Annotated in this window: 18 protein-coding genes; 9 read left to right on the forward strand and 9 right to left on the reverse strand. The window is 55.3% G+C overall.

The annotated features are described in order from the left end of the window. Positions 1 to 355: 355 nt before the first annotated feature. On the reverse strand, positions 356 to 3,457 hold the full coding sequence (locus ACUTQ5_RS20570) for an autotransporter outer membrane beta-barrel domain-containing protein (RefSeq protein ID WP_445652746.1): 3,102 nt from the start codon (positions 3,455 to 3,457) through the stop codon (positions 356 to 358). 403 nt (positions 3,458 to 3,860) lie between these two features. Continuing rightward, positions 3,861 to 4,496: a TetR/AcrR family transcriptional regulator gene (locus ACUTQ5_RS20575; protein ID WP_445652747.1), complete on the reverse strand. Its 636-nt coding sequence runs from the start codon at positions 4,494 to 4,496 to the stop codon at positions 3,861 to 3,863. A 326-nt stretch (positions 4,497 to 4,822) separates the two neighbouring features. Here ACUTQ5_RS20575 and ACUTQ5_RS20580 point away from each other — a divergent pair, with 326 nt between their 5' ends. Beyond that, a complete protein-coding gene (locus tag ACUTQ5_RS20580) occupies positions 4,823 to 6,040 on the forward strand; it encodes a Tm-1-like ATP-binding domain-containing protein (protein ID WP_445652748.1) in 1,218 nt (405 codons plus the stop codon). 12 nt (positions 6,041 to 6,052) lie between these two features. Continuing rightward, entirely contained in the window at positions 6,053 to 6,886 is an 834-nt protein-coding gene (locus tag ACUTQ5_RS20585; protein ID WP_445652749.1) for a phosphoenolpyruvate hydrolase family protein, read from the forward strand. A 127-nt stretch (positions 6,887 to 7,013) separates the two neighbouring features. Here ACUTQ5_RS20585 and spy read toward each other — a convergent pair whose 3' ends face one another. Next, entirely contained in the window at positions 7,014 to 7,514 is a 501-nt protein-coding gene (gene spy / locus ACUTQ5_RS20590; RefSeq protein ID WP_445652750.1) for an ATP-independent periplasmic protein-refolding chaperone Spy, read from the reverse strand. Between the two features lie 561 nt (positions 7,515 to 8,075). Between spy and pdeR the strand changes: the two genes are divergently transcribed. Next, positions 8,076 to 10,070, forward strand: a complete 1,995-nt coding sequence (pdeR, locus tag ACUTQ5_RS20595) for a cyclic di-GMP phosphodiesterase (protein WP_445652751.1) — start codon at positions 8,076 to 8,078, stop codon at positions 10,068 to 10,070. A gap of 16 nt (positions 10,071 to 10,086) precedes the next feature. On the opposite strand, the gene ACUTQ5_RS20600 is transcribed toward pdeR, so the two are convergent. Next, a complete protein-coding gene (locus ACUTQ5_RS20600) occupies positions 10,087 to 10,953 on the reverse strand; it encodes a crotonase/enoyl-CoA hydratase family protein (RefSeq protein ID WP_445652752.1) in 867 nt (288 codons plus the stop codon). A 340-nt stretch (positions 10,954 to 11,293) separates the two neighbouring features. On the opposite strand from ACUTQ5_RS20600, the gene yhjD reads away from it, so the two are divergent. The 3 genes from yhjD (at position 11,294) to ACUTQ5_RS20615 (ending at position 14,836) form a co-directional block, all read left to right on the forward strand. Further along, positions 11,294 to 12,313, forward strand: a complete 1,020-nt coding sequence (gene yhjD / locus ACUTQ5_RS20605) for an inner membrane protein YhjD (RefSeq protein WP_445652753.1) — start codon at positions 11,294 to 11,296, stop codon at positions 12,311 to 12,313. A gap of 328 nt (positions 12,314 to 12,641) precedes the next feature. Further along, positions 12,642 to 13,964, forward strand: a complete 1,323-nt coding sequence (locus tag ACUTQ5_RS20610) for an MFS transporter (RefSeq protein ID WP_135318459.1) — start codon at positions 12,642 to 12,644, stop codon at positions 13,962 to 13,964. A gap of 59 nt (positions 13,965 to 14,023) precedes the next feature. Continuing rightward, positions 14,024 to 14,836: a CDP-diacylglycerol diphosphatase gene (locus tag ACUTQ5_RS20615; protein WP_445652773.1), complete on the forward strand. Its 813-nt coding sequence runs from the start codon at positions 14,024 to 14,026 to the stop codon at positions 14,834 to 14,836. 34 nt (positions 14,837 to 14,870) lie between these two features. Here ACUTQ5_RS20615 and ACUTQ5_RS20620 read toward each other — a convergent pair whose 3' ends face one another. Both ACUTQ5_RS20620 and pdeH read right to left on the reverse strand, forming a co-directional pair. Further along, positions 14,871 to 16,907 (reverse strand): AsmA family protein, encoded by a 2,037-nt coding sequence (locus tag ACUTQ5_RS20620; RefSeq protein WP_445652754.1) that lies wholly within the window; start codon positions 16,905 to 16,907, stop codon positions 14,871 to 14,873. A 92-nt stretch (positions 16,908 to 16,999) separates the two neighbouring features. Next, on the reverse strand, positions 17,000 to 17,785 hold the full coding sequence (pdeH, locus tag ACUTQ5_RS20625) for a cyclic-guanylate-specific phosphodiesterase (RefSeq protein WP_445652755.1): 786 nt from the start codon (positions 17,783 to 17,785) through the stop codon (positions 17,000 to 17,002). A gap of 144 nt (positions 17,786 to 17,929) precedes the next feature. Here pdeH and ACUTQ5_RS20630 point away from each other — a divergent pair, with 144 nt between their 5' ends. Both ACUTQ5_RS20630 and ACUTQ5_RS20635 read left to right on the forward strand, forming a co-directional pair. Beyond that, positions 17,930 to 18,133, forward strand: a complete 204-nt coding sequence (locus ACUTQ5_RS20630) for a 2-hydroxymuconate tautomerase family protein (RefSeq protein ID WP_445652756.1) — start codon at positions 17,930 to 17,932, stop codon at positions 18,131 to 18,133. Between the two features lie 165 nt (positions 18,134 to 18,298). Continuing rightward, positions 18,299 to 19,231, forward strand: a complete 933-nt coding sequence (locus ACUTQ5_RS20635; RefSeq protein WP_445652757.1) for a sugar kinase — start codon at positions 18,299 to 18,301, stop codon at positions 19,229 to 19,231. 204 nt (positions 19,232 to 19,435) lie between these two features. On the opposite strand, the gene ilvC is transcribed toward ACUTQ5_RS20635, so the two are convergent. Next, a complete protein-coding gene (gene ilvC, locus ACUTQ5_RS20640) occupies positions 19,436 to 20,911 on the reverse strand; it encodes a ketol-acid reductoisomerase (RefSeq protein ID WP_017894390.1) in 1,476 nt (491 codons plus the stop codon). 168 nt (positions 20,912 to 21,079) lie between these two features. On the opposite strand from ilvC, the gene ilvY reads away from it, so the two are divergent. After that, positions 21,080 to 21,979 (forward strand): HTH-type transcriptional activator IlvY, encoded by a 900-nt coding sequence (gene ilvY / locus ACUTQ5_RS20645; RefSeq protein WP_445652758.1) that lies wholly within the window; start codon positions 21,080 to 21,082, stop codon positions 21,977 to 21,979. 117 nt (positions 21,980 to 22,096) lie between these two features. Here the strand turns inward: ilvY and ACUTQ5_RS20650 are convergent, their stop codons facing one another. Beyond that, the gene (locus tag ACUTQ5_RS20650; RefSeq protein WP_445652759.1) at positions 22,097 to 22,798 is read right to left on the reverse strand and encodes a DUF2461 domain-containing protein; all 702 of its coding nucleotides are present in this window, start codon (positions 22,796 to 22,798) and stop codon (positions 22,097 to 22,099) included. Between the two features lie 21 nt (positions 22,799 to 22,819). Next, the gene (gene ilvA, locus ACUTQ5_RS20655) at positions 22,820 to 24,364 is read right to left on the reverse strand and encodes a threonine ammonia-lyase, biosynthetic (protein WP_445652760.1); all 1,545 of its coding nucleotides are present in this window, start codon (positions 24,362 to 24,364) and stop codon (positions 22,820 to 22,822) included. Positions 24,365 to 24,367 lie beyond the last annotated feature (3 nt).

A 24,367-nucleotide genomic window follows, 5' to 3' on the forward strand; every position in this document is an offset into this window, starting at 1 on the left:
GACATACCACATCATATAGTCAAACATGGTATCAGAAGAGACACACAGCAACACCACAATAAAAATATAACAATAGTAAGATCGCATCACCAATAATCATAATGACACCAGGGAAAGCTCGTTTCAGTTACGACGTAAGAGAATGTATGCACTAGATCCTCGTCGTAATTTGGGCCGTAGCGCTAATATGTTTTACCCCACTTTGAACCGGGAGCCGCAAGGGTCCCGGTTTTTTTATTGCCGCTTTAACCCCCACCGCGTGCTGCATCATAGGTGATCCCTGCCGTTAAAAACGCAAAAAATAGGGCCAGCAAGCTGGCCCCAGTGTTTCGGTAACAGGATTAAGATGGGTAGCTCAGAACTTCCAGGTGAAGCCAGCGTTGACGCTGTTGTCCTGGTAGTTTTGCGACAGCAGCCCGCCGTAGCCCAACGACAGCGTGGCGTTGTTGTTCACCGCCACTTCCGCACTGGCTTTCAGCACCGCACCATCACGTGAGGCCGACACGCTGTTCACCACGAACGGCGAGTTGCCGCCGTTGAAGCGCAGCCCGGTAGCGCGATCCAAATCGCCGTACTGATGCTGCCAACCCAGTTCGCTGCGCAGCGCCACGCTGGTGGTTTTGCTCGCCTGCCACTCGGTATCCGCACGCAGACCCAGCGTCGATACCGTAGCATCGGTGTGCTGTTTGTCGCCGTGCAACGCCGCCGCCCCGCCGTCCTCCGAGATACCATTGTTTTGGAAGTTGATGTACGCCAGGTTGGCGAACGGCTCCAGGTTCACCCAGTCGGCCTTCACGCTGTAACCCGCCTCGGCAAACACCTGCTCGGTACGGGCGCTGTACTTCGCGGTTTCGCGATCTGACTGCATGCCGTAATTAACCGAGCGCGAGGTATCGAAGCGGTGCCAGGTGTAGCCACCGCCGGCACGCAGCGCCAGTTCACCGAACTGTTTGCCGCCGTACACCGCCAGGTGGTAGTTGTCGCTGTCAGCATTCGAGCCGTAGCCACCGTCCAGCGAGGTCCGGGTGTAACCGGTCGCCACGCCCAAGCGCCAGTCATCCGCCAACGCCGAGTCCATCCCCACCAGCACGCCGTAGGTCGAGGCCTGATAGCCGGTGGCATTAGCATCGCCCGACGCATGGTCCCAGGCCCCCAGTAACTGCGCCCAGGCACCGCCCTCGTCGTCAGCCTTGATATCCGGCGAGGTCGCCAACCCTTCCGCCTGCCGCAGGCGACCGTTCAACGCATCACGCAGGTAACGGCTGTCGTTAACCTGTGCCGAGGCGATATCCGCGTGGATCTGCCCGGACAGCTGACGGAACGCCTGACGCGCTTCTCCTGCCGAACCGGCGTTGAGGATGCTCTCGTACACCGGGTTTCCCGCCGCCAGGGCATCCGCCGCTGCCGCCACCGCACGTTCGTTTTGGGTGACTGCCACGCTGGCAAAGGAGGTGTCGTTACGGCCCACGTTCAGCGTCACCTGATTGGGTTGATAGGTCAGCCCGGTATCGAGGAACAGGTAGTTCAGTGCTACCGAATCAAACCGCCCGCTGATGCCCTGCTGGGCGGTCAGAATGTTGTACTGCTGGCCCAGCAGGCTGCGAACTTCGCTTTGCGACAGCAGATTGGTGCTGTTCTCCAGCGAGACGGCCACTTCACCGCCGCCGATCGTTGCCGATCCACTGCTTTGGATCCGATCGCTCTGGCCATTGGGCGCCACTTCCACCGCATAGCGGGAACCCGGCTCGAAGCTGACGTTGCGCGCCACGTTCAGCGTACCGATCGAGTTGCCCGGCGCCACGGTACCGCCGCTGCGGGCGGTCAGTGACCCCACAGTGCCGGAGCCGCCCAGCACGCCAGCGTTTTGCACTGTGACGTCCGACGTCACCGAACCGTTAACCGCCAGCAGGCCCTGATTGATCAGCGTCGGCCCCGCGTAGCTGTTGTTGCCGGTCAGCACCAGGGTGCCGATACCCTGTTTGGTCAGGCCACCGTGACCGAAAATGTTGTTGCTCCAGACATCCAACCCGCAATGAGTATCGTCACACACACGTTCGGTCGGTTTGCCCTTGTCCAGCACCCCACCAACGCCCGGCAAATTCACCACGAACTGTTCCGGGCCGTAAGCGCCGCTAACCCGAAACTCTTCAGGAATATCCTGCTCGGTAACAAACATGCCTGGGCCGTTAATCGCCTTGCCCAGATCGATCATCCCCCAACCGTACAGTGCATCAATACCCGGCGCCCCCATATCGGTGGTGGTGGTCTTCAGCACCGAGGCAACCTGCGCGCCGGTCATGTACGGGAAACGCTCCATCAGCACCGCAATACTGCCGGCCACGTGTGGCGCCGCCATTGAGGTCCCGCTGTATTTGGCGTAACCGGTGGTCAGGTTATCGACGCTGTTGCCTTCGATGATTGAGCTGTATACCTTGCTACCCGGCGCGGCAACGCAGAAGCTGGCGGTATAGCCACAGCGGGAGGAGAAGGTGCTGATGCTGTAATCGCCGGTGTTGTTCGGATCCTGCAGACTGGCGACCGACAGCCAGTTGGGGGCTATCTCCGGCACAAAATAGGCCAGACCCGCCATGGCGTCCGGATTGTTGAGGTTGGAGTCGTTACCGGCGGCAAAAATGGTAACGATGCCGCTGCGTGCCGCATCGATCGCGCCCTGATAAGCGCCACCGGCTTTTGTGCCGAGGATCTGTTTGATTTGATCGAATTGCTTTTGCGCGTCGGCGAGCGTGAAGTGAGGATAGGCCGGATCCTTGCCACCCTGATCAAACTTCTCAGTGATGCCAATGCCCCAACTGTTGTTGATAATGCGCGCGCCGCTGGCAATCAATACATCCCAGCCGGCCTGGTACACCACCCCATCGTTACCGAGAATAATGCCGTCTTCCGGGCCGGGATCGCCGTTTTCCGCGCTAATGATTTGCGCGTTGAACGCCACGCCGTGCATCTCACCACCATCGCGATTGCCGGCAGCGATGCCGCCCACATGAGTGCCGTGTGAACCCAGTGTGCCGTCGGAATCCACGCTCGGCGTGCCGTCATAGCGGAATACGTCGCCTTTTTTCACCGGAATGTAGGGGTCGGTGTATTCGCGGATGCCGGTCGTCACCAGATTGATCACTTTGCCCTGGCTGGCAAACTCCGGATGTTTGGCATACACCGGCTGATCGAAAATACCGAGTTTTACGCCTTTCCCGCTATAACCGGCGGCGTAAGCCTGATCGGCGTGGATCGCCCCCAGGCCCCATTCGGCGTTGAATTCATTACTGCGCCAACTGGCAGGATCGCCCGGCTTACCGCTCTCTACATAAGGTGCAGCCTGCGCTCCACCGATCGCCGCCAGACAAAAAAGCACAGCACTCCGCCGTGCGCGATTAACACCAATTTCAGGCCAGCCGAAGGCCGCCTGAACAGGCTTGACTCCTCTACGTCTATTTTCCATCCCAGATACCGTCCGCTATTGTTTGCAAATGTCTTATTGATTTTTTGTGTAACAGTTTCGTAACACCAAATAAATAAAGCACAACAATCTCAAGCGCGCCTAATGGGTCAAGGCGCTGGATGATCTAAACGGCAAACCTGAGGATCGAGTAAAAAGGGGGAAAGACATAAGGATCTTCGATGAATATCATCAGCGAGAAACGTGAATTTATCGCGCTGTGGATGAAATTTAATTCAATGAAAAATATGGATAATATAAAAAAAAAGCCACATAGACATCTCCAGGCGACCGGTTAAAAAATGCTTAAGACGCTCTTTTTATCAGTTTTAATTATAACTATTGCCAAGACTCACTCAGTGAAATGTGCTGGTTTTCGCCGAGAATAACCATAAAAATTGAACTATCATGCTAGCGGTTTTCTGCTGTTCATCGCATCTTCTTCGGCCTGGCGAATAATGGCTTTCGCCATCCATTGCGTCACATCCTGAATGCCACCGAGATCCAGACCCCAAATATCTTTCAGTACCAGGAAAACTTCTGAGCCATAGATCAGCGAAAAAGAATGAATCACCCGCTGTAATGCCTCCGGCGGCAGTTTATCCTGCAGTGGCTCTACCGCCAGGTTCAGCAGGCGTTTGCGGTTGCCACGGACGAACTTTTCCACAGGTTTAACGGTGCTGGATTGTGCCTCGGCCCATTGCTGGAGGGACAATAGCAATGCCGCGCGCAAAGCGCCCTCATGTTGCTCCATTTGTGGATAAGCAAAACTCAGTAATTGTTGGATCCGCGCCCCAGCATCATTGTCTATCGGCTGCCATTCAAGAATAGGTCCCAAACTCTCTGCAACCACCGCCGTGATCAATGCACTCTGAGTAGGAAAGTAACGATAGGCCGTCGCGCGGGAAACCTGCGCGTGCTGGGCCAATTCAGTAATGGAGGGAAAGGCCCCACCATCGAACAATACCATCGCGCTGGCGAGCAACAGCTTGCGGGTTCTGGCTCGTGTATGAGTCAAATTTTCGGGTAGATTTAATGGCACGACGACCCCTTTCTCACCAATCTAACGCAGGCCAGAACAAGAGCTCAGGCAAATATGGGCCACTGTAACAAACTTGCCTGACTCTGCGCTATCCAAGAGAAGAGGCTATTCCGCCCTTTCACTCATCTAATGAGACATTAATCTCATTTTCCCATCAAACCCACTTGCTTAAATGATACTACAGTCTCATTATGATGATGAATTCACCGACTACGCTCAGCAACCTTAGTCAGCACCAGGGATTCAATTTAGTTAACCAATTAAATTATAATAAAATTATAAAACAGCGTGGCGGCCATCCGAACCTACAATTCAGGAACAGGCTAATGAACAATAATCAGGCAATCATCTATATTGCGACAACGGCGGATACTAAAGGACGAGAACTGGCTTATGTTCGCAGCCTGATCGCCGAAACCGGATTACCCACGCTCACCGTCGATTTATCTACTCATCATATCCCGGCCAGCTACCCTGCCGATGTTTCCGCCGCCACCGTCGCCAGCTATCATCCTGAAGGCGAGAAGGCCGTATTTTGTGACGACCGTGGTAAAGCCATTGCCGCCATGGCCATTGCTTTCGAGCGATTCATGCTCTCACGCCAGGATGTTGCAGCCCTGCTTGGCCTGGGCGGTTCCGGCGGCACCGCATTGATTACACCTGCTATGCAACAATTACCCATTGGCCTGCCAAAGCTGATGGTGTCGACCATGGCTTCCGGTGACACTTCCGGTTATGTCGGTGCCAGCGATATTGGCATGTTGTACTCGGTTACCGACGTCGCCGGGCTGAATCGTATTTCCCGCCTCGTTTTGGGCAATGCCGCACACCAAATTGCCGGCGCCGTTCGCTTTGCCACACCGATTGATACAGACAGTAAACCTGCCGTTGGGCTTACCATGTTCGGCGTCACGACTCCCTGCATTCAGGCAGTAACTGCAGCAATTGAGAATGGGTGGGATTGCCTGGTATTTCATGCGACAGGCAGCGGTGGTCAGGCAATGGAAAAACTGGTCGACAACCATCTGCTGAACGGGGTATTCGATTTAACCACCACCGAAGTCTGTGACCATCTGTTTGGTGGCGTGTTGGCCTGTACTGAAGATCGCTTCGACGCGATAGCCCGTACCGGCATTCCCTGCATCATGTCCTGCGGTGCGCTGGATATGATCAACTTTGGTCATCCCGGTACCATCCCTGCTCGCTACGCCGAACGCCAGTTTTATAACCATAATGCCCAAGTGACGCTGATGCGGACTACACCAGAAGAAAATACCCAAATGGGTCACTGGATCGGTAAAAAGTTGAACGCATGCGCAGGGGAAATTCGCTTCCTGATCCCTGAAGGAGGTGTTTCAGCACTTGATTCACCCGGGCAGGCATTTTGGGATCCTGAGGCGTTGGCCGCTTTCGTCAATGCGCTGGAAGCGACGTGGCAACCCAAAGGAAAACAGCGCCTGATCAAGATCCCTTACAACATCAATGATCCCCGCTTTGCCGACGCTGCCGTGCAACAGTTCCGGGAGATCTCTCATTCTTATTGATTGGAGTTACACATGGCCAAACACACTCGACAGGCATTACTGACCAAATTTAGGGAAATGATTGCTCGCCGCGAACCTATCATCGGTGGCGGTGCCGGCACCGGGCTCTCGGCCAAGTGTGAAGAGGCCGGCGGTATCGATCTGATCGTCATTTACAACTCGGGTCGCTACCGCATGGCGGGCCGAGGTTCCCTGGCCGGCCTGCTGGCGTATGGCAACGCCAACGAAATCGTGATGGACATGGCCAAAGAAGTCCTGCCGGTGGTCAAGCAGACCCCGGTTCTGGCTGGGGTCAACGGTACGGATCCTTTTTGCCACTTTGATAAATTTCTCGATGAGATTAAGAACACGGGTTTCGCTGGCGTACAAAACTTCCCAACGGTCGGCCTGATTGATGGCAATTTCCGCGCCAACCTAGAAGAAACCGGGATGGGTTATGCGTTAGAGGTGGATATGATTCGGCTGGCTCATGAGAAAGATCTGCTGACCACCCCTTACGTTTTTAATGCGCAAGACGCAATCGCGATGACCGAAGCAGGGGCAGATATCATCGTCCCACACATGGGGCTGACAACCGGCGGCAGCATTGGCGCAGAAACTTCGCTGACACTGGCAGATTGCATCCCTCTGATTAACGAATGGGCCCAGGCCGCCAAACAGGTTCGCGAAGACGTGATCGTCTTGTGTCACGGTGGCCCCATAGCCACGCCTGAGGATGCTGCGTATATCATGCAGCACTGTCCGTTAGTCGATGGTTTCTACGGCGCCAGTTCGATGGAACGCTTACCTACGGAACTGGCGTTAACTGAAACCACGCGCCAATTTAAAAAAATTAACAGAGATTGATTGGAAAATAGCTTACTCGCGCACAACACCAGGGGAAACCCGTTGTTTAACGGGAAGTGAAGTAGCAGTGAGATAAGCAAAAGGGCCAGAAATTATTCTGGCCCTTTTTATTTACCGCATGGAATTATTACTGTGCAGTCGTCATTTTCGACTTCATATTATTCATGTGTTCCATCATTTTCTGTTCGCGTTTCTGATAATTCTCATTGTATTGTTTTTTCTGCTCAGGGGTCAGCAGGTTATACATTTTATTTTCAGCTTTGGCGCGCTCCAGCATATGTTCGGACTGTGCTTTGCTGATGGCATCAATTTGGGTTTTCGCTTTGGCCTCATCGAAGCTGTCGGAAGCGACTATGCTATGCAATGCTTGGCGTTCCTCTTTGGTCCCTTCGCCGCGTTTCTGGTGCGATTCTTTCATAATATCGCGCATTTGCTGGCGCTGCTGCTCGGTCAGGTTCAGGCCGGCAAACGGCCCACCTTTGCCTTCACCTTTGTGATGCATCATTTTCATGTTCATCGGGGTGGCTTCAGTCGTGGTCGGTGCTGCCGTGGTATCTGCAGCAAACGCTATGGAAGCAGAACCCAGTGCCAGAGTAGAGGCGACAAATAAAGCGGTCAGTTTACGCATAATCATTTCCTTAAAAATTATTCTTCATCAGGAGAGCTGTACGTGAACAGGCTCATCTTTCGTCGGAGATAATAATAGGCCGATAAATATATAGTAATGCGATGGAATGTAAATTTATTAAAGCCCGAAACACTTTTATTCATCAATAGTGAATGAATTATGAAGATAATGCGTATTATTTGGAAATTTTGGTTTCTCAGCGAGAAAAATCACCACAACATGGCGTCTGTTTCTATAGGATTATTCCTGCCGGCGGCCCACTTTATTATAATTAAGCCCCTTCTGCTACAACCGCCCTGCAACAAAATGATCGCGGTGCCGACACGCTAAAATCGCCCCAACCTCTCGAAATCTCAGGTTCTCACTTACACTTTAAAGCGTGCGGCAATCTGACGATTACAGGGCAAAACTAATTATTGCTTATATAATAGTTTCATCCCCCGCCGGTGAAAAACGTGTTATATGATGGAGATACGCGCACTACGGCCACTCCCCGGGCCAGAAACCTGCGGCTGCGCTCATCGCACAGGCCTGGCTGTCGTGCCCTTTTGAGGAATCATCATGTTCGCAGACCAAGGCCCTATGCTTCTTAACGCCCACTTCGGCACCAACAGCCCTTATTGGCGGTTGACGTTTGACAGCAATGCGTTGGCGTTGTCGGCAGTCAAAGGCAAAACTCATGTGGCCGTGGCGCTCAGCGCCATGCAGGCAGCTAAAATTCGTCGCCTGAGCGGCATTACCGCCAGCCTTGATATCACCATCACGCTCGGCGGCGAACCAATACATCTGCATCTGGTTGGGCGGCGAGTCAACAATCTGGAATGGGCAGGCACCGCCTCCGCCTTTAGCGATACCCAATCGGTCGCCCGTGATTTGGTACACGGCCTTTCCTTTGCCGAGCAGGTAGTGTCCGAAGCCAACTCCGTGATTGTGATTGTCGATCAACACGGCCGCATTCAGCGCTTCAACCGCCTGAGCGAAGAGTACACCGGCCTGCACGAACATGATGTTATTGGTAAAAACGTCTTTCAATTATTTATGAGCCCGGAGGAAGCCTCGGCATCACGGCGCAACATCGCCGGTTTTTTCCGTAATGGTTCCTCCTATGAGGTGGAACGCTGGATTAAAACGGTTAAAGGCGAGCGGCTGTTTTTGTTCCGCAACAAGTTCGTCCACAGCGGCAGCGGCAAGAATGAAGTTTTCTTGATTTGCTCCGGTACCGATATCACCGAAGAACGCCGTGCCCAGGAACGTCTGCGGGTGCTGGCCAATACCGACATCATTACCGGCCTGCCCAATCGCAACGCCATTCAGGACAAAATCACCCAGTCGATCGCCACTCGCGATGGCCACAGTGTTGGGCTGGTGTATCTCGATCTCGACAACTTTAAAAAGGTTAACGACGCCTACGGCCATATGTTCGGCGACCGTTTATTGGTAGAGGTGTCGCTGGCGGTGCTCGGCTGTCTGGATAACGACCAAACTCTGGCCCGGTTGGGCGGCGATGAATTCTTGGTGCTGGCCCAGCAGGCCGACCGCGAAATGCTGCAACGCCTGGCCCAGCACATTATCGACCGGCTGAAAACGCCGTTCCGCATAGGGCTTATCGAAGTTTATACCGGCTGTTCAATTGGCATCGCCCTGTGTCCCGAACACGGCAACGACCTCGACAGCCTGATCCGCAGTGCCGATACCGCCATGTATGTCGCCAAAGAGCACGGCAAACGGACCTATACCGTGTTCTCGCCGGAAATGAATAAACGCGTCGCGGAATACATGTGGCTGGACACCAACCTGCGTAAGGGATTGGAACAAAATCAATTGGTGGTGTATTACCAGCCCAAAATAGAGACCCTCAGCGGCAGGGTATGTAGCGTGGAAGCGCTGGTGCGCTGGGATTCCCCCGAGCGCGGCCTGATCCCACCGCTGCAGTTTATCTCCTACGCGGAAGAGTCAGGTCTGATCGGTCCGCTTGGCCGTTGGGTGCTACAAACCGCCGCCAAACAGGCCGCTCAGTGGCAACGGCAAGGATTACCACTGCGGGTTGCGGTCAATCTTTCCGCCCGCCAGTTGGTGGATGACTCTATCGTTGAAGATCTGGCGCAGGTGTTGCAGCACAATCAGTTGACCCCCTGCCTGCTGGATTTCGAACTTACGGAAAGCAGCCTGATTGAGGATGAAAAACGCGCGCGCGAAGTGATCACCCGGTTATGCCAAATGGGTGCACAGGTCCATCTTGATGATTTTGGCACCGGTTACTCTTCGCTGGCACAGCTGGCACGTATTCCGCTGGATGCGATAAAACTGGATAAAAGCTTTGTGCGTGGGGTGAATGATAATCCGGTTTCACAATCGCTGGTGCGTGCCATCGTCGCGGCGGCCGAAGCGCTTAAATTCCGGGTGATCGCCGAAGGCGTGGAAACAGAAAGCGAAAACCGGTTCCTCGATGAAATCGGCGTGGATGAAAAACAGGGGTTCCTGTTTGCGCGGCCAATGCTCCCGGAACAGCTGGAGCATTGGCTGCAGTCTTATCGCCCGCCATCCTCCTCAGCGTGAGGCGGGCAGGGCATCATTAGCCGGCACGACGCAGGTTCAGGGTGTGACGATCCTGCAACATCACCAGACGTTCGATATAGGCGCGATCTTTCCCCTCAATGGTGAAGGCCGAATGCACCCAGTCTTCGGTAATGTCCATCAGTTCCGAACGCGTCAGCTGCAGCACCCGCTGACGAGCGCGTAGCATGGCACGCATGCCGTTCAGTTTGGGCCGAATGGTATCGATAAAGGTACGGGTAGCTATATAAGCGTCGCCGGGCTGAAATAACTGATCGACCAGGCCGCGGCTTTCAAACCATTCTGCGGTATGCGACTCGCCTCCCCAAATCAGCTCTTCCGCCAGGCGCATGTTTGCTTTACGCGCCACCAGCGAATAGCCGCCCATGCCGGGGAACAGATTAAACGCAATTTCCGGGAAGCCCATGCGCGCATTGTTCTGCGCCAGAACGAAATGGTGCGCCAGCGCCGCCTCAAAGCCGCCCCCCAGCGCACTGCCCTCCACCATCGCGATGCTAACCGCTCCGGTATCAAATCCGCGAGCTGCCGCATGCACGCAATCAATGCAGGCCCGTGCGTAAGCCATCATCGCCTCACGCTTGCGATTTTTAATCGCTTCGGCGAAGAACTGCAAATCGCCTCCCACGTTGAACATATTGGGCACCAGCGAGCCAGTGACCCAAAAATCAAACTGCAATGATGACTCTTTTGCGGCCTGTGCCAGCGTCATGATGTCTTCTATTAACGCCTGATTAAAACAAGGGCGAGGCTCAGCGCGCAACAGCATCCACATGATGTGCCGCTCTTCTTCATAGTAGGCGGAAATCTGTGTCAAATTGCCCGCTTCGGTAAACGGACGACAGGTGGGGTGATTAAGTAATTTCATATGGCCTTCCATTTTATCCAGTGATAACAGGTGAAACCGTTCCAGCCCCTACGGCTGCAGTCACGCGGCGGCTGGTAAACCGCAGCGCCACATCATGAGTAAACGCTTTCTTGGTGATGAAACAGATAAAAATTGGAGGTCGGTGAACGAAAAAAACCGCACTGGCACGGGGCCGGAATAAGAATTTTACCTATCGGCAGGCAGTAGCATTTCACCCGGTGAACGAACGCGTTAAGCTCACAAATTAGTCGGTTGCCCCACCCGGCGGCCAAATCGGCACGCCTTTTGGCTATAATCAAGGCTGAGAGAGCCTATTTATCGTTAAGGAAATCGTGACGTAATGCCTACAGGATCAGATAAAGACCCCCGACAGCCCAACAGTGAAGCGCCGCAAAAGCCGCTGCTCGCCATCAAAACCGGCCACCAGACTATTGACCGGCGCATCTCCGGTTTTTCACGCCTGATCGAACGCATCAAGGCCTGGCCAAGCATCGCTCACCTGCTGCGCGCCGCCGAGCGCTTTAACGATCGTCTGGGCAGCCAGTTCGGTGCCGCTATCACCTATTTCTCGTTTCTTTCGCTGATCCCGATTTTGATGGTGTCATTTGCCGCCGTCGGCTTTGTGCTGGCATCCAACCCTGACCTGTTAACCGGGATAATTAATAAGATTGTTGGTAGCATCAGTGACCCTACACTGGCCAGCACGCTGAAAAATACCGTCAATACGGCGATTCAACAGCGCACCACCGTGGGGCTGACCGGTCTGGCACTGGCGCTGTATTCGGGGATTAGCTGGATGGGCAACCTGCGTGAGGCGATCCGTGCGCAGTCGCGTGACGTATGGGAACGTAACCCGCAGGATCAGGAAAAAATCTACTTCAAATACACCCGCGACTTTATTTCGCTGAGTGGCTTGGTGGTAGCGCTGATTATCACCCTGACGCTGACCTCCATCGCCGGTTCGGCACAGGCGGCAATTGTCCGTGCGCTGGGCCTGGAGGGTATCGAGTGGCTGCGGCCGGCGATGACGCTGATTGCGCTGTCGATCTCCATCTTCGCCAACTATCTGCTGTTCCTGTGGATCTTCTGGATGCTGCCGCGACATAAGCCGAAGAAAAAAGCGCTGCTGCGCGGCACGCTGCTTGCCGCCATCGGTTTCGAAGTGATTAAGTTTGTGATGACCATGACGCTGCCACAGGTGGCTAAATCCCCTTCCGGTGCCGCCTTTGGTTCGGTCATCGGGCTGATGGCGTTTTTCTATTTCTTTGCCCGATTGACGCTTTTCTGCGCCGCCTGGATCGCCACTGCGCAGTATAAAGAAGACAAAACCCTGCCAGCCTCCGAGCAATCCGCCCCCTAAAGCAATGCAATCATACCGGCCACCATCTGGTGGCTGGTGTTTTATTCCAACCTTAAGCCCATAACCCAGTATATTAAACCAAAAAATAACTACCTCACCGGCCAAATCCAGCATAACAAACTACCCGATAACTTTTCTTTGCGGCTTTTACAGATGTTCAGTCTGCAAATCATTCATTTGGCGACGTTAAAAACCACGCAGAAACACAGCAATGAAATATTAAGCTTTTTAACCGGTTAATCGCGGCATTGTACAAAGTTTCACCATTGAAAAGGCATTTTGCTATGACTAAGATGGATTTTTACCAATCCAAAATATAAGAAAAATTATGCAAGCCTCCATCGCACCAACTCTGGACGCCGACGACGCGCCAACACCAGTCAACTCACGCGGAAAAGTGATTGTCGCCTCGCTGGTCGGGACCGCCATCGAGTTTTTCGATTTCTATATTTATGCCACCGCGGCGGTGATCGTATTCCCGCATATCTTCTTCCCGCAGGGCGATCCCACTACCGCGACGCTACAGTCGCTGGCCACCTTTGCCGTCGCCTTTGTGGCACGTCCGATTGGCTCAGCCCTGTTCGGCCACTTTGGCGATCGCGTGGGGCGCAAGGTGACGCTGGTCGCCTCACTGCTCACCATGGGGATTTCCACCGTGCTGATCGGCTTGCTGCCAAGCTACGAAACCATCGGTATCTTCGCCCCTATCCTGCTGGCGCTGGCGCGATTCGGTCAGGGCCTGGGGCTGGGTGGTGAATGGGGCGGAGCCGCCTTGCTGGCGACCGAGAACGCCCCAGCCAAAAAGCGGGCGCTGTACGGCTCGTTCCCACAGCTGGGCGCGCCTATCGGTTTCTTCTTCGCTAACGGGACCTTCCTGCTGCTCTCCTGGCTGCTGACTGACCAACAGTTTATGGAATGGGGCTGGCGCGTGCCGTTTATCCTGTCCGCCGCTCTGGTGCTGATCGGCCTTTACGTGCGCGTATCGCTGCATGAAACCCCGGTGTTCGCCAAGGTGGCCAAAGCCGGCAAACAGGTGAAAATCCCGCTCGGCACGCTGCTGAGCAAGCATCTGAAGGCGACCATCCTCGGCACCTTTATCATGCTGGCGACCTATACCCTGTTCTACCTGATGACGGTTTACTCAATGACCTACGGCACCACGGCGCAGCCGCTGGGGCTGGGCTACTCACGCAACAGCTTCCTGTGGATGCTGATGGTGGCGGTGATTGGTTTTGGCGTGATGGTGCCGATTGCCGGCCTGCTGGCCGATGCTTTTGGTCGCCGCAAGACCATGATCGTCATCACTCTGCTGATGATAGCTTTCGCCTTCCTGTTCCCAAGCATGCTGGGCTCCGGTAACCAGGCGCTGGTGATGGGCTTCCTGCTGTGTGGTCTGAGCATCATGGGCCTGACCTTCGGCCCGATGGGCGCGCTGCTGCCAGAGCTGTTCCCAACCGAGGTGCGTTATACCGGGGCTTCGTTTTCGTACAACGTGGCGTCGATCCTCGGGGCGGCAGTGGCACCTTATATCGCTACCTGGCTGGCAACTCACTACGGCCTGTTCTACGTCGGGCTGTACCTGGCATCCATGGCCTGTCTCACGCTGATCGCCCTGCTGCTGATGAAAGAAACTCGCGACCAGTCGCTGTAACCCTGTTTATGCGGCCCCTGCCTGCGGGCCGCACTTCCCGCGCTGTCTCCTGTCATAAAATCAGACTATGCTCAACGCTTCTCCTTTTACGGAAATGGAAATCAATCATGTCTTTGCGCCGCAGACTGTTTTTGTACGTTGCGCCGTTGCTAATGGCCGCCATTGTCATTGCTGGTACGCTCTGGATATGGGTGAAGCCACCCCAATCAAGCGCGCTGTGGCGTATAGTCAGCCAACAGTGTCTGCCCAACCAGCAGACGCATGACAATCCGGCTCCCTGCGCGCAGGTGGACCCACAGGCCGGTTTTGTGGTGTTCAAAGACCGTAACGGCCCGTTGCAATATCTGTTGATGCCAAGCGTTAAAATCACCGGCATTGAAAGCCCTGCGGTGCTGGCAGCCTCCACCCCGAACTTCTTTGAGCAGGCCTGGCAGGCACGGCACTTTATGGCCGATAAGTATGGCAAGGCGATCGACGACGCCGATGTTTCGCTGGCGATTAATTCAGCCTATGGCCGCACTCAGAACCAGCTGCACATTCATATCTCCTGCCTGCTGCCTTCGGTAAAAACGCAGCTGGCGCAGTATGCAGCAGATTACAGCGAGCGGTGGGAGCCGATGCCTGGCGGCCTGCTGGGCCATGATTATCTGGTGCGCCGGGTGACGCCTGAAGAGTTGCACAAACAGGGCGCTTTCCGCCTGCTGGCAGATGAGGTAGCACGCTCAAAGGGCCGCATGGGGAGCTTTGGCCTGGCGATGACGGCATTGCCGGGCGGCGATTTTCTGTTGCTGGCCACCGAGCGTAGCCTGCTGCCGTTTACTCTGGCTTCGTCAGAAGAGATCCAGGATCATGACTGCCGGGTATTGAAGTAAAACAGCCCGCAGGAGAATCCGCGGGCCCTTACGATTATTTCTTCTGCTTCATCTGCTGAAGGATGGCACCGCACTGGTTTTCTTCACCGCCTTCGCTGGGGGAAACCAGTGCCAACAGGGCCGCTGCCGGCGTCAGCACCACGCCCAGTGCCACCGCCGCCGCACCGCGTGCAATCAGCGGACCGGCCTTCACACCGGCATCGGGGTGCGCGAAAGTGCCTTTCACGTACAGTGGCGAACGCAATGTCAGCACCCGCATGCCTTTGCTTTCCGGATCGATGGACAGATCCAGCCGCTCGGTGGCAAAGTTGGTATTGCCGCTGATGTTGATAATCGCATTCTCGGTGTCGAACACAAACAGCCGTGGTGTCGCCAGGCCGTCACGGATACCGACGTCTGCCGCCGCGCAGTTTATCCCCACGACGTCATCACCAAATAGCTGTGCCACCAGATAGTTGCCGACGTTCAACCCGAGAATTTCCATCAGGCCACGGCTAATCACCCCGTTGTTAATCACCATGCGCAAATCGCCGCTGCTGGTCGCCAGCAAATCGGCCACCGAATTGCCGCTGCCGGTCAGTTTAGCATCGCCGTTCAATTGCCCCAGGCTGCGTTTCATCGCTCCTACGTCCGGCAGCAACTGCTTGAGCTGGAATTTACGCGCATGCAAATCAGCCCGCCCCTGCATCGGATTTTTGCTGCCATCGAGACGAACGATCGAATTGAGGTTACCGCCCGCCACGCCGAACCGCAGCGGCTCCATCACAATGACGCCGTTATCCAATTTCAGATGGGTATAGAGATCGCTCAACGGCAACGAACTGCCGTGTTCAATGCGTTTGGCGGTGAATTTGACGTCCGCATTCATCACCTTCCAGCTTTTGGTATCAAATTTCTCTACCGGCAGCACTTTGCCCGCAGGCTGGCGACTCTTCTCACCGCGACCGGCTTTTTCCGTGTTGGAGTCGGCACCAATCAGCGGCGCCAGATCGGCAAAACGCAGCTGTTTCGACAACACTTCGCCGCTCAGTGTTGGCCGGGGTTTACCGGCGACATATTTCAAATCGCCGTGGATATCACTGTCACCAATTTTGCCGTCAAATTTCTGGTACTGGAACACCGCGCCGCCTTTCTCGTGCAGCCGGGCAGTCAGGTGACCATCGGTGGAGTATGGCGGGGTATTGGGCAACAACACGCCGGTGAGGGCATACAGGTTACCCAGGCTGTCGCCGGAAAATTTAAGCCGCAGATCCAACCCGCCAAGGTTCATCGGGTCGGACAACGTCCCCGCCACCACCACCCGTGTGGAACCGGAGCGTACGTCGGCCTGCAGCGGGAATGGCACCTCGGCATTCTGCAACGACAGCATGCCGCCAATCTTGCCACTGCCCGATAACGGCTCGCCGTTGTATTTGCCTTTCACCTTCCAGCCGAAGATATAGTCTTGCGCAATCGCCGTACCGGCGTCTTTTTTGCCGGTTACTTCACTAAATGGCAAAGGCTTGCCGAGTGGATCAATCTCTGCGCGAAAATCGGCCTTCAGCGTGGCATCCTTAAAAGCAATCTGGCCGCGATCGAAGACGATGTCATGAATGTTCACAGACCAGGCAGACGGCGGCTGGTTAGGGTCACCGGCCAGGTTGAACGTCCAGTTATTCTCACCGTTGGCCAGCCGCCGCAAGCTGGCGTTTGGCTGTTTCAGCCAGATACGCGGGATCAACAGTTGCTTGCCCAACAGTGCCAGCGGCGAAATGCTGGCTTCGACGCGCTGCAACTGCACCATGCTGTCGCCAGGGATATTTTTCGGGTTGCCCAGTACCACATCTTCAGCATGAATTCGCGGCCACGGCACCCAGGCGCGCCAACCACCTATATCTTTATCATCGCGTGACCAGTCCACTCCCAAATCGCCACGGATGGCGAACGGACGATGCAACTCGGCCGACACCTTATCATTGATGGTCGGTTTGAGGCGGTTCCAGTCGAAGGTCAGCACAAAGACCACCAGCGCGGCGATGATCAGCAGCACAATGCCGCCAACCCAAGTGAACGCTTTTCCTGTTCTTGTCATAACGGCTCCCTGAACGCGATAACTTACCCATATGGCTCTACCAAGCCTAGCCGAGGATAGGCAAGAGTTCACGCTTTAGAGGGCGATGGGGTTCAGGCGGCAGGCAGGGAAAATCGCGTAGGCAGGGTTTGCAGAGTGTCGAAATGAGCCGGGCGAGAAAGAAAATAACCCTGGGCAGCCAGGGCGCCAGAGCGCTGTACCAGCAACCATTCCTGCTCGGTTTCCACCCCTTCGACGATCACCCCTTCGCTGTGCTGGTTCATCATTTTGATCAGAGTGACAAGTAACTGGACGCCATCTTCCGTTTGCTTGAGCAAGGTGAATAACTCTCGCGCAACCTTGATATATTGATATCGCCAGATACTGACGGCAGAGAAATTTGCCAGACCGCTACCGAAGTCATCCAGCCACAGCCGTTCTGCACCGGCAATCTGCTGCAACGGGCTGTTTAATGCCATCCCGGCGTGCTCCACCAGCTCAAAACGCAGATAGGGCATGGCGGCAATCTGACGTTGCAACGCGCCATGCTGCTGTAACGCCTGCAGGGCAATACCGTCGATATTGACCGATACCATCAACCCTTGGCGGATCAGCAGCGGTTGCCAGTACTGCAGCAGTTCAAGCTGTTCCTGAATGATCTGTAGACGTTTGCGGACGTCGAGAGCAGCGAAATAATGCTCCGGCGACAGGGGTTTTTCCGGTGCGGCCGGGTGATAGACCGCCGTCAGCAGTTCGAGCGCCATTAAAGTGCCACAGGTGCGATAGATCGGCTGGAAGGTGTATTGCCGTCGGCATTGCCGCCAATAATGCTGTGCCTTGATCTGCGTGCATACGGCGAGGAGTGGCGCCAGCAGGCCCGTGCTCATCTTGGTTATCATTGGTACTGTCGCCATTGAAGGGAAATGAAAACGCTCTGGCTGCGCTATTGGCTCCCAGGGTTTATCGGCAGCAGACAATAAAACTTTAAGCGGCGGCGAAAGCCTTCTACATTGAATAGCGGTATCAAAATCCAAGGAAAAAACATGCCCTACGTGAATATTAAAATTACCCGCGAAGGCGCGACGCCGGAGCAAAAGAAACAGTTGATCGCCGGGGTGACCCAGCTGCTGGTGGATACGCTGGGCAAGAACCCAGCCACTACCGTGGTGGTCATTGACGAAGTAGAAACCGACAACTGGGGGATCAGTGGCCAAAGCGTCACCGATCTGCGCACCGCCGCCAAATAACGGCCGGATGTTGGCTACGCATCGGGAAACTTTTTAGTTTCCCGATCGCGGTCATAAATAAATTAAAACGTTGTTTTATTTTGATTGACTCCCCCACCCCTTGCATTGAGACTGGTTGTATTTCGCATCAATTCATCTTCTTCTTTCAGCCAGGGCTCGTTGACTATGACCACCCAAAATCTTGCCGTGATTGGCGAGTGCATGATTGAACTGTCGCAGAAAGACGCGGATCTGAGCCGCGGTTTTGGCGGCGATACGTTAAACACCGCCGTCTACATTGCCCGCCAGGTGGCAGAAAGCGCGCTGCAGGTGCATTACGTGACCGCACTCGGCACCGACAGTTTCAGCCAGGAAATGCTGCAGGCGTGGCAGCAGGAAAAGGTCAACACCAGTCTGATACAACGGCTGGAGAACAAGCTACCTGGGCTATACGTGATTGAAACCGATGCCACCGGCGAACGCACCTTCTATTACTGGCGCAACGACGCTGCCGCTCGCTACTGGCTGGCTGGCCCGCAGGCGGAGAGCCTGTGCGAGCAACTGGCCCAATTCGATTATCTGTACCTCAGCGGCATCAGCGTGGCGATCCTCGATACGGCCAGCCGCAGCAAGCTGCTGGCATTGCTAAGGCAGTGTCGCGCCAACGGCGGCAAGGTGATTTTCGATAACAACTATCGGCCACGCCTGTGGCAAAGCAAGGAAGAAACGCAGCAGGTTTACCGCGAAGTGCTGGCCTGCACCGACATTGCCTTCCTGACCCTGGATGATGAAGACCTGCTGTGGGGCAAACTGCCGCTGGAACAGGTGGTACAGCGCACCCAACTGCTGGGCGTGACGGAGATAGTGATTAAACGCGGCGCAGATAGCTGCCTGGTGTTCAGCGCCGAAGGCAGCGAATTTGAGATCCCGGCAGTGCGCCTGCCAAAAGAAAAGGTGGTGGATACCACCGCCGCGGGCGACTCCTTCAGCGCCGGTTACTTGGCAGTGCGCTTAACCGGCGGTGATGCCGTGCAGGCGGCGCAGCGCGGTCATCTGACCGCCAGCACGGTAATCCAGCATCGTGGCGCCATTATCCCACTCGCGGCTATGCCGCAATGATTCCGGCTTCGTAGAAATGCGAAAGGCCAGCAACAACGTTGGCCTTTTTATTTGGCTTAATGTTAAAAGCTACAATTTTATACCCTAAATAATTGGAGTTGCATCAAGACGGCAAGCCCGTAAATCCCCAGGAGTTTAGTCAACTAAGTGACTGGGGTGCGCGGGTGCAGCCAACACAGATGCAGCTTCAAGTATGACGGGTATTTAACCTGCCACCGCGATACGTTTCATATCGGTCATATACCCGCGCAGCTTACGGCCAACGGATTCGATCGGGTGATTACGTACCGCTTCGTTCACGTCACGCAGTTGCGCGTTGTCTACCGAGGTACCGGCTACAGATTTGCCCAGGTCACCCGCCTGCAGTGTGGTCATGAACTCTTTCAGCAGCGGCACTGCCGCGTTGGCAAACAGGTAGTTGCCGTATTCTGCGGTATCAGAGATAACCACGTTCATTTCGTACAGACGCTTACGCGCAATGGTATTGGCGATCAGCGGCAACTCGTGCAGTGATTCGTAGTAAGCGGATTCTTCGATGATGCCCGCATCAACCATGGTTTCGAATGCCAGCTCAACACCGGCTTTCACCATGGCAACCATCAACACGCCATGGTCAAAGTATTCCTGCTCGCTGATTTTACCTTCGAACTGTGGCGCATTCTCGAACGCCGATTTGCCGGTCTCTTCACGCCAGTTCAGCAATTTCACGTCGTCTTCTGCCCAGTCAGCCATCATGCCGCCGGAGAAAGCGCCGGAGATGATGTCATCCATATGTTTCTGGAACAGCGGTGCCATGATCTCTTTCAACTGCTCAGACAGTGCATAAGCACGCAGTTTGGCCGGATTGGACAGGCGATCCATCATCAGGGTGATGCCGCCCTGCTTCAGCGCTTCGGTGATGGTTTCCCAGCCGAACTGGATCAGTTTTTCTGCATAAGCCGGGTCAGTGCCTTCAGCAACCAGCTTGTCAAAGCACAGCAGCGAACCCGCCTGCAACATGCCACACAGAATGGTTTGCTCGCCCATCAGGTCAGATTTCACTTCGGCAACGAAGGAAGATTCCAGTACGCCCGCACGGTGGCCGCCGGTCGCTGCTGCCCAGGCCTTGGCAATCGCCATGCCTTCGCCTTTCGGATCGTTTTCCGGGTGAACCGCAATCAGAGTCGGTACGCCGAAACCACGTTTGTATTCTTCACGCACTTCGGTGCCCGGACATTTTGGCGCAACCATCACTACGGTGATGTCTTTACGTACTTGCTCGCCCACTTCTACGATGTTGAAACCGTGGGAGTAGCCCAGCGCAGCACCGTCTTTCATCAGCGGCTGTACGGCGCGAACGACCGAGGTATGCTGCTTGTCCGGCGTCAGGTTAACCACCAGGTCTGCCTGTGGGATCAAATCTTCGTAAGTCCCTACCTTGAAGCCGTTCTCGGTCGCTTTACGCCATGAAGGGCGTTTTTCGTCGATGGCTTCCTTACGCAGGGCATAGGCTACGTCCAGACCGGAGTCACGCATGTTCAGACCCTGGTTCAGCCCCTGCGCGCCACAGCCGACAATCACCACTTTTTTGCCTTTCAGGTAGCCGGCTTCATCAGCAAATTCTTCACGTGCCATAAAGCGACACTTGCCCAATTGCGCCAACTGCTGACGCAGGTTCAAGGTGTTGAAATAGTTAGCCATGGTGATACTCCAGTTAGATGTTGTGTCTTGCTGTTATTTTCATTCCCCGCCCTGTCTTCGCGGAGATTCGTTAAACTCAATGTATAACAGGAAACGCGTTGCTTAAATTGATATATTACGAATGTGACATTGCAATTTATGCAACACTCTTGCTGCGAGCGTACTGATATGGATTTGCGTGATTTAAAGCTGTTTCTCCATCTGGCTGAAAGCCATCACTTTGGCCGCACCGCCAAGGCGATGCACGTCAGCCCGTCGACGCTGTCCCGCCAGATCCAACGGCTGGAAGAGGTCCTCGGGCAGCCGCTGTTTTTGCGCGATAACCGCACCGTGCAGCTCACCGATGCCGGTGAACAGTTAAAAGATTTTGCCCAGCAGACACTGCTGCAATACCAGCAACTCAAACATTCGCTGGGTCAACATGGCCCTTCGCTGAGCGGCGAATTACGGCTATTTTGCTCAGTTACCGCCGCCTACAGCCATCTGCCGCCGATCCTCGATCGCTTCCGCGCGCAGCATCCGCTGGTAGAAATAAAACTGACCACCGGTGACGCCGCCGATGCAGTGGACAAAGTGCAATCCAACGAAGCCGATCTCGGCATTGCCGGTCGGCCCGAAACCCTGCCCACCAGCGTGGCGTTCACTAAAATCGGTGAGATCCCGCTGGTGCTGATTGCTCCGGCGCTGCCTTGCGCGGTCCGCAGCCAGGCGTTTGCCGAACAGCCCGACTGGGCCAATATTCCGTTTATCCTGCCGGAGCACGGCCCGTCGCGAAAACGCATCGAACTGTGGTTCCGTCGCCAGCGCATCGCCAATCCGCTGATTTACGCCACCGTTGGCGGCCACGAAGCCATTGTTTCGATGGTGGCGCTGGGCTGCGGCATCGCGCTGATCCCCGGCGTGGTGGTAGAAAACAGCCCGGAACCAGTGCGTAATCGCATTTCGCAACTGGAGAATATCTCCATGGTCGAGCCGTTCGAGCTGGGGGTCTGCGTGCAGAAAAAACGCCTCAGCGATCCGCTGATCGACGCTTTCTGGCGCTTGTTATTAACGGTCAAAAATCCTTAAAACGACTCCATTGCTTTTAAACACGATCATTTGAAATGCCGAGATAGACATACCCTAGGGATTTCATGTTGCAGCTAGTGAAGCCAACAACGCTGCAGCTTGAAAGGCGACGGGTATTTAGAGATCTGCCGGATCGACTTGTTTCATCGCCTCTACCTGCATCAGCCAGTGATACAGCGGCTCAAGCTGTTGGAAACCTTGCGCCAGGCTCTGCACCAACCCGGCATGGAACAGCTTTTCCACCTGACTGTCGGTCGCCATCACTGCAAAGGATTTGCGGTTGTACCAGGTGGCGATTTCTGGTGCCTGCTCTTTCACTAACGGCCGCTTGTAGCTTTCGCCCACCAGCTCGAACGGTGGCCGGCAGCAGGCCGCGACCTCTAAAAACGGCTGCGGTCGGCGCTGCAACGTATGGCGAAACAGATCCATGGTCGGTTTGTTAGCGCTGTAATAACCCAGTCCGTAACGCAACATGTCCGGCCCCAGTTCGAAGAAGTAGACCGGCGCGTCCTTCCAGTCTTTGCTTGGCCGTTTGAATGTCAGCCACATGCGGCTGCGGTAGCGTGATTTGTCGTGGGAAAAACGCGTGTCGCGATGAATACGCGACAGCGTTTTACCGATCGCCGGCCGGATCTCGAACAGGGGATCGATCGCCAACATCACCGGGCTCAGTTCGGCCACCAACGTACGGAACGGCGTTAACAGTTCACGATCGTAAACCTCGCGGTTGGCCTCAAACCATTCCTTGTCGTTCTCAATGCGCACCTGCTGAAGAAAATTCAGGCCCTGCTGGCTGAAACCGGTAAAACTGTCTGTCATACGCCGTCCTTGTCGATTCCCTTAACCCTGCAAGAAAAAACGGAACGCCGGGTTGTCGGTTTCATCGTGGCAGTCATAGCCCAGCGCCTGCAGATGCTGCTCAAACTCGGGTTCGGTCTGCGACAGCTCAAAACCTGCCAGCACGCGGCCAAAATCGGTGCCGTGGCTACGGTAGTGGAACAGTGAAATATTCCAATGGGTGCCCAACGTCTGCAAGAACTTCAGCAGTGCGCCAGGTGACTCAGGGAATTCAAAGCTGTACAGACGCTCACGCAACGGCTTCGAAGGACGCCCCCCGACCATATAACGCACGTGCAGCTTGGCCATTTCATCGTCGGACAGATCCACCACCTGATAACCATCGGCCTGCAGTTCATCGATGATTTCCAGGCGTTCGGCATGGCCGCGCGTCAGGCGAACACCGACGAAAATACAGGCGTTATCGGCATCGGCGTAACGGTAGTTGAACTCGGTGACCGAGCGCCCGCCCAGCAGTTGGCAAAACTTCAGGAAGCTGCCTTTCTGCTCTGGAATGGTGACTGCCAATAGGGCTTCGCGTTGTTCACCCAGTTCGCAGCGTTCGGACACATAACGCAAACCGTGGAAGTTCAGGTTGGCGCCGGACAACACGTGCGCCAGGCGCTCACCCTGGATGTTGTGCTGCTGCACATACTTTTTCAGCCCGGCCAGCGCCAGCGCGCCGGACGGCTCGGCAATGGCGCGCACGTCTTCGAACAAGTCTTTGACCGCCGCGCAGATAGCATCGCTATCGACGGTGATCACATCGTCCAGGTATTCCCGACACAGACGGAAGGTTTCGTCACCGATGCGCTTTACCGCCACGCCTTCGGCAAACAGCCCAACACGCGCCAGATCCACCGGTTGTCCGGCATCCAGCGCCGCACGCAGGCAGGCGGAGTCTTCCGCCTCCACGCCGATCACTTTAATCTGCGGCATCAGTTGCTTGATCAATACCGCCACGCCCGCCGCCAGACCGCCTCCACCAACCGGTACAAACACCCGGTCGAGATGCGCGTCCTGCTGCAGCAGTTCCATCGCCAACGTGCCCTGCCCGGCGATCACCGTTGGATGATCGAACGGGGGAACGAAGGTCATGCCCTGCTTGAGTGAAAGCTCTATCGCTCTGGCCTTGGCTTCATCAAAGTTGGCGCCGTGCAACAGCACTTCGCCGCCGAAGCCGCGCACCGCATCCACTTTGATGTCTGCGGTGGTCACCGGCATCACGATCAGCGTTTTGATCCCCAGCCGTTTGCCGGAATAGGCCACGCCCTGCGCATGGTTGCCCGCCGAAGCCGTCACCACACCGCGCGCCTTCTGCTCTTCGCTCAGGCTGGCGATCATCGCGTAAGCCCCACGCAGCTTGAAGCTGTGTACTGGCTGACGATCTTCGCGCTTCACCAAAATAGTATTGCCGAGACGCGAAGAGATTTTGCTCATTGTCTGCAATGGGGTGACCTGAGCCACCTCATAAACCGGCGAGCGGAGTACCGCTCGCAAATACTCCGCACCACAGGGAGCGTCGGGTAGGGGTTGCGATACCGCCATGGT

Source organism: Serratia sp. NA_112.1, from assembly GCF_052691715.1.